The sequence below is a fragment of the Aquirufa sp. ROCK2-A2 genome, assembly GCF_054558485.1.
The window spans coordinates 41,049-57,007 of sequence record NZ_JBPXKA010000005.1 but is presented as its reverse complement, the minus strand read 5'-3'; the positions used below and the strand labels follow the sequence as shown (position 1 = coordinate 57,007).

The 15,959-nt window shown below is 40.5% G+C and carries 5 protein-coding genes and 1 tRNA gene; 1 reads left to right on the top strand and 5 read right to left on the bottom strand.

Annotated elements, in window-relative coordinates:
* Positions 1-111 precede the first annotated feature (111 nt).
* The 4 genes from V7S76_RS08310 to V7S76_RS08295 form a co-directional block, all read right to left on the bottom strand.
* Positions 112-2,514, bottom strand: coding sequence for a glycoside hydrolase family 95 protein (locus tag V7S76_RS08310; RefSeq protein ID WP_459509617.1), 2,403 nt, complete (start codon positions 2,512-2,514; stop codon positions 112-114).
* A gap of 152 nt (positions 2,515-2,666) precedes the next feature.
* A complete protein-coding gene (locus V7S76_RS08305; RefSeq protein WP_459509616.1) occupies positions 2,667-3,599 on the bottom strand; it encodes a sugar phosphate isomerase/epimerase family protein in 933 nt (310 codons plus the stop codon).
* Positions 3,600-3,637: 38 nt separating this feature from the next.
* Complete coding sequence (locus V7S76_RS08300) at positions 3,638-4,939, bottom strand: hypothetical protein (protein WP_459509614.1); 1,302 nt, start codon at positions 4,937-4,939, stop codon at positions 3,638-3,640.
* A gap of 291 nt (positions 4,940-5,230) precedes the next feature.
* Positions 5,231-5,306 (bottom strand) — tRNA-Phe (locus tag V7S76_RS08295).
* 156 nt (positions 5,307-5,462) lie between these two features.
* Here V7S76_RS08295 and V7S76_RS08290 point away from each other — a divergent pair.
* A complete protein-coding gene (locus V7S76_RS08290) occupies positions 5,463-6,278 on the top strand; it encodes a 1-acyl-sn-glycerol-3-phosphate acyltransferase (RefSeq protein WP_459509613.1) in 816 nt (271 codons plus the stop codon).
* Positions 6,279-6,318: 40 nt separating this feature from the next.
* On the opposite strand, the gene V7S76_RS08285 is transcribed toward V7S76_RS08290, so the two are convergent.
* On the bottom strand, positions 6,319-15,900 hold the full coding sequence (locus V7S76_RS08285) for an Ig-like domain-containing protein (RefSeq protein WP_459509612.1): 9,582 nt from the start codon (positions 15,898-15,900) through the stop codon (positions 6,319-6,321).
* Positions 15,901-15,959: the final 59 nt, after the last annotated feature.

Sequence of the window (15,959 nt, the reverse complement as noted above, 5' to 3'; positions counted from 1 at the left end):
TATTTTAAAAATTCGGCTCAAAAGTAAAAATTAAAACTTTTGAGCCGAATTTTTAACAGTTCCAAAATGAAAAACTTAGTTCCGTTTTGAAAAAATAATCATTGTTTTCCTTTAAAATATCATATTTTTTGATTCTCCTTTTTTCAAATTCAAATCAAAGGATTTTCCTTGATAAACTATTTTACTTTTTGTACCTGCGGAACTAAGTACATGTAAATCAGTCAATTGGCCATTTTTCCAAGTCATATCAATTTCAAAACCGCCTCTCGCTTTTAATCCCTTAACTTGTCCGTCCTTCCAATTCGATGGCAAGGCAGGAAGTATTTGAATTTCATTAGGCCCTGATTGCAACAACATTTCTGCTACGGCAGCTGCTCCCCCAAAATTTCCATCAATTTGGAAAGGAGGATGCGCATCGAATAAATTCGGATAGGTTCCTCCACCTCTTTGATAATTCACTTTCACGCCATCGGGCTCTACATATTTCAATAACTCTCGATACATTTTATATGCATGATCTCCGTCTTTCAATCGAGCCCAAAGATTAATTCTCCAGCCCTTTGACCAACCGGTAGTTTCATCACCTTTTATTTCCAAAGTGCGTTTAGCCGCATTAGTCAACTCAGGTGTTTTCTCCACGGTCAAATGCGAACCCGGATACAAGCCGAACAAATGGCTTTGATGCCGATGTTTGGAATCTGTATCTTCCCAATCATAATACCACTCCTGTAAATTGCCTTTTTTACCCACTTTATATGGATACAAATTCCCTAAAGCACTTTGCAATTTCGCTTTCATTTCCTTATCTACATTCAACCTTTCTTGGGCAGCAATGACATCCGCGAACAACTCGCGAATCATCGCCAAATCAGCAGAGCCGCCATAGATAGTTTCCCCTTGATATCCTGAAGGAGTGATATAGCGGTTCTCGGGGGAAGTAGAAGGCGAAGTCATCAGATTCCCGTTTTTATCTGGAATGAGCATAGCCAAGCAAAATTCAGCTGCTCCTTTCATCAAAGGATAGGCTTTTTGTTTCAAGAAAATTTCGTCTTTGGTAAACAAATAATGTTCCCATAAATGGGTAGAAGCCCAGGCTCCTCCCATGTACCAATTGGCCCAACTTGGGCTTCCATTTCCAAAATCGCCAACTGGATTACTCATTGCCCAAATGTCGGAATTATGGTGAACGGTCCATCCAGGTGCATCATAAAATGTTTTGGCTGTTATTTTACCCGTCTTTTCCAAATTTTCTAAGAAGGTTAAAAAGGGCGTGTGCATTTCCGACAAATTGGTATTTTCGGCCAACCAATAATTTTCTTCGGCATTGATATTCATCGTGTAATTCGAACTCCAAGGTGGTTGGATGTGAGGATTCCACAATCCTTGCAAATTGGCAGGAACACCAGGTGTACGAGAAGAACTGATCAATAAATATCGGCCGAATTGGAAATACAAGGTTTCTAAATAAGGATCCGATTCTCCCTTGGCATATCTTCTCAAGCGTTCATCTGTTGGCAATTCAGGCGCTTTATTTCCTCCCAAGGCCAATTGGACACGTTGGTAATATGTTTGATAATCTTGAATATGCTTTTTGCGTAAATCCTCCACTTTAATTTTACTTGCCTCTTGTAATTGTTTTTCGGCAATTGCATCATCGTCCAAACCTTGGGTATTGGGATTTTTATCAAAGCCGTTGAAACTAGTGGCCAAAGAAACCAAGACAGTAGCCTCCGTACCTTTTTCCAAGCTCAAAGTAGAATCAGTTTGCACCACGCGGCCATCCGTTTGTTGGATTAAGACATCTGTAGAAAATCGGGTACCTCGATTTTCCATATAAATAATGGGATTACCTTTTTTCCGTACATAATTTGGTTCAGCTCGAACAGGGGCATTGCCTTGAAAATGAAGATGATTGATCGTAGCTTTATTTTTGTATTTTAATTGGGAATCAAATCGTACCTTAAAACTTAAACCTCCCTTTTGAGAGCTTTTAAGATGAATCACAATGACTTTATCTGGATAGGAAACAAAATATTCTTTTTGAATTAGATTATCCGCCTCTTGATATTTAACCGAAGCAATAGCTTTGTCGAGATCTAATTCTCGGTAATAATTTTTCGGATTTTTGGCATCAAAATCTAGGTAAAGTGTTCCCAAAGGAGCATAAGATTCGGAGAATTTACCCTGTAATTTTTTCACCAATGAATCGGCCAAGCGGTAATTTTCTTGTTTCAAAGCTTCACGAACGCCTGGCAAGTGTTTATAGGCCTCTTTGTTCATATAAGGATCCACGGGTTCACCAGACCATAAGGTTATATCGTTCAAAAAGATTTTATCGGTAGAAGTTCCGCCAAAGACCGTTGCCCCTACTCGGCCGTTTCCTAATACCAAAGCCTCTTCAAAATAGGTGGCTGGTTTATCGTACCAAAGTTTCATAGGAGCCTGGATAATCGGCTTTTTTTGTCCGTAGGCAAATGTGTTTATTAGGAGGAAGGATAAGAGGAGTTTTTTCATAAAAATTAAATAGGTAATAGGTAATAGGTAATAGGTAATAGGTAATAGGTAATAGGTAATAGGTAATAGGTAATAGGTAATAGGTAATAGGTAATAGGTAATAGGTAATAGGTAATTTAAAAAACTAATACCTAATAACTTAACACTAATAACTAAACAAGTTTCTTTTTCAAATTAGTCATTTTTGCAAAGCCATCTTTGGCAACGACCAAGGCATCTTTGGCATATAATTCTTTGTTAAAAAGTTCCAAAGAAATAACCAATGGCTTGTTTCCAGCATTTAGGCTATGGATAATTTTTTCGATTGGTGCATCGCCATCGCCTACATAAATTCGGTCGGCATCTTTGATGGTTTCAGGTTTTAAATGGGTGTGATAATCATTCACATGGAAGATATCAATGGCATTTTCGCCAACCAAATGTAGACTGTCCAGGCTGGTTTCTCCTTTGTAAATATGGAAAACATCCAATAACAATTTCGCATCTGGTTGCCCTGCCTCCGCCGCAACAAAAAGCACGTCGGCCACTCGGTTCAAGCATTTAGAATGTCCCCACATTTCCAATTGCGGGATTACCTCCATTTGTTTCCCAAGATCTAAAATGATGCGATATCGCTCAGCGGCTGCTTTTAAGTTTAAATCGGCTTGCTGAGTGGCACCCATGGGTGGAGCAGCGGTTCGCAAGCAACCTAATTCTCGAACCCAAGACATTTCTTTTTTCAATTGTTCCAAACCCTTGCCGCGGACCGCATTATCATCCACAATCCAAGGCGCAAAACCGATGGTATTTTCAATTTTCAAACCTAAATCGGATATGACTTTTTTGGCTTCTTGAATAGATCCCCCTGACTGTAAATATTTTTCTAAGGTTGGTACCCAAATTTCAACGGATCGAAAACCCGCTTGTGCAGCAATTTGCAATTCTTTGATGAAACCCAAATTTTGCCCCATGATGGTACTTAAATTCAGGCATAGGGTAAATTCCTTTTTGTTTTCTTTACTCAACTGTTGTTCCATCTGAGGAATAGCTGCGGCTCCTGCGAATAATCCAGAGGATTGAAGCATTTCTCTTCGCGTAAGTTTCATAGGTTAATAGGTATTAAATTTTACGTAAACTTATCCAATTATTTTTCAAATTCAATGATGTGATCCGAAGCATAAGAATCGTCTCCGGGTTTGATTCGTTTGACAAAAAAACGGGCCTTCTTTCCTAGTCGAAGTGAAGTGTATTTCTTCTGAAGCGATTCCTTGTCGTCCAATGGCTGTAAAGAAGGATACCACAAAATATACCCTGGTTTTTCAAAAAGTAGTCGAGGCTTGGTCCAATCTTGCGAATTATTTCCCTCTTCAAGGTTTTTATTTGGGTTAAATGAAATAAAGACACGGCTGCCTCTCCATGATAAACCTTCGGATTTGGCCATGAGCATGACCCAACAGTTTAAATATTCATTCCAACTGACCGAGGGCCCCCAATAAAATCCGGCTTTGGGAGAAGTGACTGGTCCGCCACCATCTTTTTTGGCAATTTGCAAAGATTTGATGGGAGCACCTACCCCATCAAAAGGTGCATTAAAACCTTTCCCATCCCATCTTTTGGCTTTTCCTTGGGGTTGATCTAAATCTTTCAGGGCGATTCTAGCTACACTGATACATTGCCCGTTTTTTTCTTTAAATGGGTCAAAAGTAGTGGCATTATAGGTTCCAGGATAGCCATATTCACTGTAAAAAAGGTACAGATATTCGCCATTGGCTACGGCCGAAGGATCGCCGACACCACCGGCAAAAGCATTGGAAATACTGTGTGGTTTTAAGGACATTCGTTCGTTCAAGTCTTCTATGAAAATTCCTTTATTTTCCCACGACTTTCCACCGTCTTTCGACTTCATGATACCGATTCGGCAAACGGCAGCAGGGCTATCTTTACCGGTTAGACCTTGAGGCCATAGCGGTGAGTTTTGATAGCCTTTTCCTGTTTTTGGACGATAAGGAAAGGTTTCTGGATAGTTTTCATTGTGGTATACACCAAAAAGAGTTTTCCCGGAAGAATCATTAGGGTCTTGGTACACCGTTTCAAACCAAACAGCTCCATGGAGGCCTTCTTCTTCAGGCTTCACGTTCAAGGGCATCACTGGATTATGAAATTCTTCTTTTTCATTGCTAAAAACATCGATGGAATGTAAGCCATCGGAATATTTAAGGTCTCTAGCATTTCCCCAAAGAGGATCTTCCCCATATTTTCCTGGAAAAATTCGAAGGGTATCGCCAATCCATGCTTCGGCCATGTTACAATCGACAAAGGAATTGAATTTAATTTTTTCAACAAGTGTTAGTCGAAAATTGGGACTAAATTCTTTGGAAGAATCCGACTGGCAAGAATTGAACAGAACAAGAACTCCTAAACAAAATAGGGTAAAAGAGATTTTCATAGAAGAAAGAAAAATAGGTTAATTTTCAGCTGGTAAATTAGAAAATAATCTGTTTAGATTTACCATTTTTTGTAGGGAAAATGAAAATAGGTAATAGGTAAAAGGTAATAGGTAATAGGTAAAAGGTAATAGGTAATAGGTAATGGGTAATAGGTAATAGGTAATAGGTAATAGGTTACTTTTCTCTTTTCCCATTTTCTCTCTCCTCTTTTCACTAGGTAAATGACACAAGACCGTTTTTATTCAAAACAAAAAACCCCATCATTGCTGACAGGGTTTTCGATTTCAATGTGGTGGTAGATCCCGGACTCGAACCGGGGACACACGGATTTTCAGTCCGATGCTCTACCAACTGAGCTAATCCACCTCATTGGCCCGAAGTGATTCGGGACTGCAAAACTAGGAAAAATATTTTTAAATCACAATTTTGCGTTCAAAATAAACAATAAAAAAGCCAATATATTTTCATTAATAAGCCTTTATCTCTATTTTGCCTAGGATTTTGGTTCACACAGCTATTCATATGTTCCTCATTTTTCTAAAACAATTTGTTCGATTGGGTCTTTCGGTATTTTGTCCAGAAATACATATTCGAAACCAATCGGCATTAGCCGAAAAAGGGCCTATCTTATTGGTAGCCAATCATCCCGATTCATTTTTAGATGCCATCATTTTAGGAGCCTATTACCAAAGAAAAATGCATTTTTTGGCTCGAGGTGATGTTTTTGAAAAACCTTTGTTTGGATATTTGCTACGAAAAATAGGAATGATTCCCATCCATCGGATCCGAGAAGGCAAAGAGCATTTGCACCGAAACAGCTCAACTTTTCAGGAATCCGTGGAAATATTGAAAAAAGGGGGAGCGGTTCTGATATTTATCGAGGGAATTTGTTTGAATCATCATGAGATACAACCTTTCAAAAAGGGTGCAACTCGTATTTTAGAAAGTGCGCATCAGCAAGGGGTATTCCCCATCATTCATGTAGCAAGTTTGGGATACAATAGTTTTAGAGCTTTTGGCAAAGTAGTTGATATTCAAATTGAACGACTGGAGTACACTAAGCCTATTATGGAGCCGAAAGACCGTTTGGATTTTAATGCCCAAGTGGATGAAATCATGCGTAAAAATTTAGTGGTCCCCACAAAAATCCTTCCGATCCAGAAAAATGTTTTGTATTACTTAATCAAACCGTATTTTCAGATTGTCCAAAAATTCGTGGATAAAAAAACGCATGGAACGGTATTTTACGATTCTGTTTTATTTGCGGTGTTGTTGTTTACTTTTCCGCTGTATGTATTTGGCATTCTTGCCATTCTCTATGCTTTATTAATCAACTAAAAGAGAGAATCTTAGTCCTCTCTTTTAGTCAAATATTCCATTAAAGTTGTCTATTGATAAAGATGAATGTTCCAACCGTTGGTTTTATTCCAAAGAAATCTACGATGTAATAGTACATGCCATCTGGCAATTCTCCTGTTAGGGTGGTTGGGTCATAGACTTTATTGGCTTGACCTCCCCAATTATTCTCATAATTTTCTGTTTCAAACACAATACCTCCCCATCTATTGAATACCGTAATTTTATTTTTATAACTCAATACGCCAGGAACCACCAAAACATCATTGATTCCATCGCCATTTGGAGAAATTCCTTGTCTTAATAATGGCTCACATTCATCATTATCAATTCGATTCGGCACACCATCATTGTCGCAATCCACAAAATCGCCATAATTCAATATATCCTCCAATTTATCTGCAATTCCATCTGAATCACTATCCAAATCTCTGTAATCCGGGGCACCATCTTTATCTGTATCAACTGGAATTGCCCCATTTGGACCTTTTTCTATGTCGTCCAAAATTGTATCATTGTCGGAATCTACATCTTGATAATCTGGAATACCATCTTTATCCGTATCTGCTGGCACAAGAATTGGATTAACAGAAGTGCCTCCACTTACAAGCGCCTCCACCGCATCTGGTATACCATCATTATCCGAATCTTTATCTTGATAGTCAGGAGTACCATCTTTATCCGTATCTATTGGATTACTGCAGTTTTTCGACTCAAAATTGTCTAACATTCCATCTCCGTCACTATCCACATCTCGATAATTTGGAATCTGATCTTGATCCAAATCAAGAATAAGTTCAAGTGCATCTAAAATACAGTCATTATCTGAATCCAAATCTTGGTAGTCAAAAATACCATCTTTATCGGTATCTGCGAGTTGACAATTAATGAATAGGGGATCATTTTCTGCTTGATCAACCCAACCATTTTTATTCACATCTGCCAATTCATTTAATTTCCCATCTAGATTTACATCTTTGTTGAGGATGAACAATGGTACTCCCTCCCAAGTATCAAAAATGCCATCGTTATCCGAATCTACATCCATATAATTGGCCAAACTATCCTTATCTGTATCCAAAATGCCTTCACAAGCATCCAAAATGCCATCATTATCGGAATCTAAGTCCAAATAATTGGGAATACCATCGCCATCTGTATCAGTTGGTGTAACTCCATTGGGTCCTTTCTCAACTGCATCTGGGATACTGTCATTATCAGCATCTAAGTCTAAGTAATCGGGCGTTCCATCACCATCCGTATCAACAGGTTTTGCTCCATTGGCTCCTTTTTCGGTGGCATCAACTATTCCATCATTGTCAGCATCTAAATCTTGGTAATCAGGGCTGCCATCTTTATCCGAGTCCAAAGGTATCAATGGATTTTTACCTGCCTCTACAATATCTGGAATGCCGTCATTGTCCGAATCTGTCTCTATATAATCAGGGATTCCATCTTTATCGGTATCTGTTGGAATCGCTGGATTCTTCCCTGCTTCTACTACATCTGGGATACCATCATTATCCGAATCGATGTCTAAATAGTCCGAAATTCCGTCTCCGTCTGTATCGATTGGCGCAACTCCATTAGGTCCTTTCTCCACAGAATCAGGAATGCCATCATTGTCAGAATCTACATCCAAATAATCGAATATTCCATCTCCATCTGAATCCAGCGGTGTAGTTCCATTAGGCCCTTTCTCCACCGAATCTGGTATACCATCATTATCGGAATCCGTATCTTGGAAATCTGAAATGCCATCGCCATCCGTATCCAATGGTTTTTTCGGATTTTTACCTGCTTCAATTGCATCCGGTAAACTGTCATTATCCGAATCTTGATCTAAATAATCGGGTGTTCCATCTTTATCGGTATCCAATCGTTGATTTGAACTAGCTCCATTTTCTAATGCGTCTTCCATTCCATCATTGTCAGAATCGAAATCTTGGAAATCTGGAATGCCATCCCCATCCGTATCCTCAGGTTTTGTTGGATTTTTGCCCACTTCCACAGAATCTGGAATTCCGTCATTATCCGAATCGATATCCAAATAATCAGGACTTCCATCATTATCGGTATCCACTGGTGCATTCGGATTCGTGCCGATTTCAAGCTCATCCATAATGCCATCGTTATCTGAATCAGTATCACGGAAATCAGGAGCACCATCACCATCTGAATCCAATGGTTTGATTGGATTTTTACCTACTTCCACCGAATCCGGAATTCCGTCATTATCTGAATCTAAATCTAAATAATCCGAAACGCCATCTTTATCTGTATCTAATGGATCGTTTACTTGTAAACCAATTTCTATTTGATCAGGAATAGAGTCATTATCCGAATCCAAATCTTGGAAATCTGGAGTCCCATCCCCATCTGAATCCACTGGTTTTTTCGGATTATTTCCTACTTCCAGCGAATCTGGAATTCCGTCATTATCCGAATCTACATCCAAATAATCGAATGTTCCATCTTTGTCGGTATCTAATGGCTCGTTCGGATTCGTGCCAATTTCAAGTCCATCAGAAATGCTATCATTGTCCGAATCAGAATCTTGGAAATCGGGAGCACCATCGCCATCTGAATCGATTGGTTTTAATGGATTTTTACCTACTTCCACTGAGTCCGGAATACCGTCGTTATCGGAATCCAAATCTTGGAAATCGGGTGTTCCGTCTTTGTCGGTATCCAATGGATCGCTCGGATTCGTGCCGATTTCAATCACATCAGCAATACCATCATTGTCCGAATCAGGATCTTGGAAATCGGGTAAACCATCGCTGTCTGAATCCGCTGGATTGAATGGATTTTTCCCTACTTCCACTGAATCTGGAATACCATCATCATCGGAATCTAAATCTTGGAAGTCTGGTGTTCCATCTTTATCGGTATCCAAGGCCGTGCTTGGATTTGTGCCAAATTCAAGTCCATCTGAAATGCTATCATTGTCCGAATCAGCATCTTGGTAATCCGGGAATCCGTCCCCATCTGAATCGATTGGTTTTGATGGATTTTTTCCAACTTCCGCTGAATCTGGAATTCCGTCATTATCCGAATCTACATCTTGATAATCTGGCGTTCCATCTTTATCGGTGTCCAATGGCACATTTGAATCCGCTCCCCTTTCAATCGAATCTAAAATACCATCATTATCAGAATCAATATCTTGGAAATCTGATAAACCATCGCCATCTGTATCCACAGGTTTTGTTGGATTTGCTCCCACTTCGACAGCATCAGGAATTCCGTCATTATCTGAATCTAGGTCTAAATAATCAGGTGTCCCATCACTATCCGCATCCCAAGGTTTCGAACAATTTGAACCTGCTTCTACCCGATCAGGAATTCCATCGCCATCCGAATCCGTATCACGGTAGCTTGGGCTATTATCTTTGTCAGGGTCAGCTGTAAATTCCACTGAATCTGGAATACAATCGTTGTCAGAATCAATATCTAATCGATCTGGAATAGTATCTCCATCGGAATCTGCACCACATCTATTAGCGTTCCGTTTTTCTGCAATATCTGCCCATCCATTTCCATTGGCATCGGTATGTTCATTTAATGTGCCATCGAAATTGGCATCATCGTGCCATAAATAAACAGCCACTGTTTCCCAAGCATCTAAAATGCCATCATTATCAGCATCTAAATCCAAGTAATTTGGAAGGCTATCTCCATCCGTATCTGTCAAACCTTCACATTGATCAGACACCCCATCATTGTCTGAATCAAGATCCAAATAATTTGGCCATCCATCCACATCTGATTGTTTGTTTAATTCCACGGCATCGTTCAAGCCATCGCCGTCTGAATCCGCATCCCGGAAATTTGGAATTCCATCTCCATCAAAATCTTGGCAATTGCCTACCGCCCCGAAACATTCCATCGAATTTGGAATTCCATCATTATCACAATCTGCTGATAAATAGGCTTCATAGCCTCTACTTCCCAAAGATGGTATCCGTCCTGTGCCACCTATACAGAAATCCTGTGGCGCAGTGTCGCTTGCGTTTTTCGTTCCATCGCCATCACAATCTTCTTGTTGCCAAGCCAATGTCGTATTCAATCTGTTTTGATGAATGGATTGGTAATCGCACACGTCTTGAGGATTGGTTCCATCTTGTTTTTCCGTTCCATTATTTACTCCATCACCGTCACAATCGAGTGAGTTCCAAACATTATTAAGTGCCAAGGTTTGATGAGTCAAAATGAAACTACATGGATTAGCGGGATCGGTTTGATCCAATAATTCCTGTCCATTGCTTACTCCATCATTGTCACAATCATGCGCTGGATTGGCTGGATCACAAACAACGATGCTCACGATCGCACTAGCACATTGAGCTGGATAATAGTTATTATCGCAAACGGTATATCGAACAGTGACGGTATTAGGGTCGCCTGGTTGAGGAGTGTAACGAATATTTCCTGTTGCTGGATCCAATTGAACTAAACCTGTAGCTGTTCCTGCACCAGCGCCGGTTTGTCGAGTGATAGCAATTCCATTCCCTGGTTTAATTTGGTCATTATACAATATGTTGCCTTCAAAAACCCCATTGGTTTGATTGGTAATAATGTCATTTGAGCTTGTGAGACTAGGTTCTACGACAATATGCAAGGTGGCTTGAACACAAGAAGGCGTATTCGCTTGATCACAAATCGTGTAAGGAACATCCACCGTTCCAACAAAACCATTGGCAGGAATGAATACATAAGTACCATTTGGATTCATTGAAATGCTTCCTTTATCCGCCGAAATATTGCCCGTTTGAGCGATGCTTAAAGTCGCCGATCCAGATGTACTTGCATCATTGGATAATACATTTCCGCTGATTTGAGCAGTTCCTTTGGTTTGTGCATAATCATCTGAAGCAAACGTAATCGCAGCATTGGAAGTCGGCAGAACCTGATAGCTTACCGATGCAGTAGAACAAAGCGTTGGAGTACTGTTTTGACAAATTTGATAGGTCAACACATCTGATCCAACGAATCCATTGTTCGGAGTATAGCTTAGCGTTCCATCATTATTGATGACCACTTGGCCGTGCGCAGGCTGACTGATGATATTCAAGGATACAAGGTTTAAGTTGCCACCTTGGTTACTAAATTTATCATTGGACAATACATTTGTGCGAACGGTGGTGCCGGATGTCACTGTGGCGACATCCGCGTTAATGATTGGCGGATTATTATTCCCGCTCGGATCTTTTACGGTAAAGCTTAATAAAGTCTCTTCACATTGGCTTGTTTGACCAGGGCCACAATTTGGCACAGTATACACATACGTTCCAGCCAAACTAGCGGTAAATTGATATGTTCCATTGGCATTCAATCCCAAATTTGCCCCCAATGGATTATTGATGTTGGCCACCGGAGTGCCGTATGAGATGCCGATTCCGGTATCATTGCTGGAAAGATTCCCTGCGATTGGTTGATTGATAATGCCAGAATTAAAGTCTGCCACAAAACTTTGGTTGGATTCTACAAGAACATGCAAGGTAGCATTGGCACAATTTTCAGGCGAAGAATTATCACAAACTTGATAAATAACATCCAATGACCCTGTGAAGCCAACAGCCGGAGTAAACACATAATTTCCATTTGCATTCCATTGTAAAGTCCCCTTCTCGGCAGGGACATTTGTAATCAATTGAGCGGATAATGCATTTGAATGGGTATTGAAATCATTTTCTAAAACATTTCCGACGGTAGCTTGTAAATTAGCCATTTTGATAAAATCGTCGGAGGCGGAGGTACGAATTGGCGCTTGGATCGGATCAACTTGTACTGTCAGCGTAGATGTTCCACAATTAGCTGGATTGGAATTATCGCATACTTGGTAAGACAAATTATCTGAGCCAACAAATCCATTATCAGGCGTGTAAGAAATTGTTCCATCACTCAAAACATTCACGGTACCATGCGATGGTCGATTCAATATTGAAACGCTTGCAGGATTTAATGTTGCTCCAACATTCGGTGTACGATCATTTGCTAATACCCTCACATTGACTGTATTTCCAGCAGAAGTGCTCGCTATATCTGAATTAACCAAAGGAAGACTATTGTTTGCAAAAGGATCTAATATGGTGAAACGTATTTTTTCGGTTGGACAATTGGATGTTTGACCAGGCAAACAAACACTTACGAGGTACTCATAAACTCCAGGGTTCGGTGAATTAAAGGTATATGTGCCATCTGGATTAAGCGAAAGTACAGCGCCACTTGGATTTGAATTATCCGCTACCACATTGCTATAGGTTGATCCAGCAGGCACAACATCGTTAATGGCCATATTGCCTTGAATGCTCTTGCCATTATTGCCAATCGCAAAGTCTGGATGAGCTAACACGGGCTGACTAAGTACCGCAAGAACTGCATTGGATGAAGAGCAACCGTTATTGGATAGTGCGGCCACAAATACATTTCCGCCCATTGGTCCGACTTGTACACGAATGGTTTTGGCGTTGGAGATTCCCGTCCATCCATTTGGTAAGGTCCAAACATAGGAAGTTGCGCCATTGACAACCCCAATTGAATATTCAACTTGAGTGCCCTCAAAAGGATAAGCACTGCCAAAAATTACACTTGGTGCACTAGGTGTATTGGGTTGTCCTTGGATAGCCACATTCAAGGCTGGTCCAACGCATCCTGAACTTGATTTTACGGTCAATGAATAATTGCCTGGATTCAAATTGGTCAATATTCCGTTAGTATTACGATAATCCGTTCCGTCAATACTATATTGAAGTCCATTCCCCAATGGAGAATTGACCGTTATTTTTCCAAAAGGATCTGTGCAAGTTGGTTGTAAAACACTTACGGTGGCTTGAGTCGGAAGTTGATTCACCGAAATTGTTTGGGTAGAACTTACATTTTGACAACCGTTTTGGTCGGTCACTTGAACATCAAAAGTTCCAGCTAACTGGGTTCGGAATGTCGAATTTGTTTCATTGAACATATTCAAACCATTGTTTCGCCAGGTGTAGCTAAATGGATTTGCTCCAACCACATTTGTCGTTAAAGTAGTTTCTTGCCCAGCACAAATCGCATTGCCATAGCTACTCTGTATACTAACAACTGGCAGTACATTTACTAAAACGGATATTGGACAAGAGAAAGAAATTGCCCCATCGTTAACAGCTACGCGGTAATCTCCTGTTTCATTGGCATTGTAGCTAGTTGAAGTAGCATTGTTTATGGCAAACCAATTCCCGTTGGTCCATTTTTGCCAAACATAAGTCGCCGAATTACTAAATCCGTTTGTATTTGCCAATAATGTTACTTGTTCTCCCGAACATACTGCAGGAATAACACTCGAAGAAATGGAGGCCGAAGGCAAAATTTTGGTCGAGGCGGACATAGCAGAACAAGCACCGGATGACACACTTACCGTATATAAACCAGGTTGAGCAACATCATAGGTCTGGGTATTGGCACCGCGAATCAATTGGCCATCTTTAAACCATTGATATACGCCATTCTGGGCGTTGGTAGATACCGATAATTTGACTGGATTGTTGCTACAAGAATTGGAGAAAGCTAACGTTGCGCCTTCGGTAATTGAAGCCGTAATTGGACTATCCACCTGAACTTGTAAAGTATTACTTGCGTTGGAAATACAGCCCGAATTATTGCTTACTTTCACCGAATACGTGCCTGATTGATAAGTAACGAATGTCGATGATGTAGCACCAACCATCTCACCATTGGCATCATACCATTGATTTCCTGTGGAAATATTACTTGTTAAAGTAACAGGATTTCCCGCACAAACTTGGCCTGAATTCGGCTGCATCGTGATTGTTGCGGCTGAAGGAGTTGATGGTTGAGCATTGATTGTAATGGTATTCGCTAAACTTAAACAAGCGGAAGTATTTTTGACTAGAATTTGATAAACACCAGCACTTGCCGAACCAAATACAGGGCTTGATTGATAATTCGTACCATCCATGCTGTAGGTTAAATCGTTTGCTGTTGGACTCAAAATTTCAATTCTGCCAGTTGCAAGGTTACAAGTAGGTTGGATAACTGAAACAACGGCCTGTGCTGGTTGAGGATGGATGGTTACGGATAGTCGTTCACGAGCAGATTCTAATCCATTGACCACTTCACTAACATAATAATTAACATTCCCTTGGTTGGCTGTAGCAGGAATTGGAGCCGAATTACTTGATGTTCCTCCAACTGGCAAGGTGTACCATTTTAGGGTTCCTCCATGATTAGCTGTGGCTGTTAATGCAAGGGCTGTCGCATTTTGGCAATACGTCACTGGATTAACCAAAGGTTTTGAAGGCAAAATGGTAATTGTATCTAATTGGCAAGGGCTCGACTCAAAACCACTATTTGGATCACGTAACTTAACGCAGTACACATAAATACCTGGAGTGGTAGAAATAGTAGGCGCGGTCGTTGAACAATTAAGTCCATTTGAATCGCAATAAACTATTTCTAAGCCATTTGCCGCGGCATTCACTGTTCCTGAAATATCCCTTGGATTGGATGGTTCACCCGAAATAAATGAGCCCCCATTCACATTTGGCACCTCTGGATATCCAACCACCAACGATGATGTTGCAGTCGAGCAGCCGGAAGATGAAACCGCACGAACGGTAATGGTTCCATATAAATTAGTTCCCACTGTTGCTTGAATACTATTCGAAAGAGAGCTACCTGACCAAGTGCCATTTGGCAATGTCCAAATATAATATGATGCATCATTATCAGGGTTTACTTGATAAGTCAACACACTACCACTTGCTACAATTGTAGGTCCACTAATGATGGATAAGTTGGATGGTGTAATGGGTTGTGCATTGACTACCACCTTAAGCGCGGCACTGATACATCCATTGGCATTGCGAATACGTGCAGTATATGTACCCGCAGTTATTCCTGTAAACGCAGGACTACTTTGATAATTCGTACCATCAAGGCTGTATTCATCCGTGTTGATGCCTGTATTCACAAGAGTAATGGTTCCCGTAGCAACACTACAAGTTGGTTGAATGACGCTCTCCAACTGAGGAGTAATTGGTAAAGGGTTAATCGTAACCGATTGACTTGCACTTGTGGTCTGACAACCGTTTGCATCTCTTACCAATAACTCAAAACTTCCACTTACTCCAGAGCTATAACTCGACTGTGTGGCGCTAGCTATCGCGATACCTGATTCTTTCCATTGGTAAGTCAATGGCCCATTGCCAGAGGCAGATGATGTTAAAACGACTGTTGAGCCGGCACATGTTACCGATGAAATTGGCAAACTGCTTATGCTTACACTTGGTAGACTATTGACGGTCACATTTATTGGACATGATGTCGAACTTACTAATCCATCCGTTACTACTACCCGATAAGCACCTGTTTGACTAGCCAAATAATTGACTGAGGTAGCATTGGTACTTAGGTTGATATAGCCCGAACCTATATCTTTTTGCCATTGGTAAGTCGCCGAATTGCTGAATCCATTGGTTGAAGCAGATAAATTAACCTGCGTACCTTCGCATACCGTTGGACTAACTCCTACATTGATATTCGCTGGTGGTAATATTTTGGTGATGCTCGATTCGTGGCTACATCCGTTTTCGCTAATCAAGACACTGTAATTGCCAGCTTGACTTGCGCTATAGCTACTCGATGTTGCATTGCTAATGG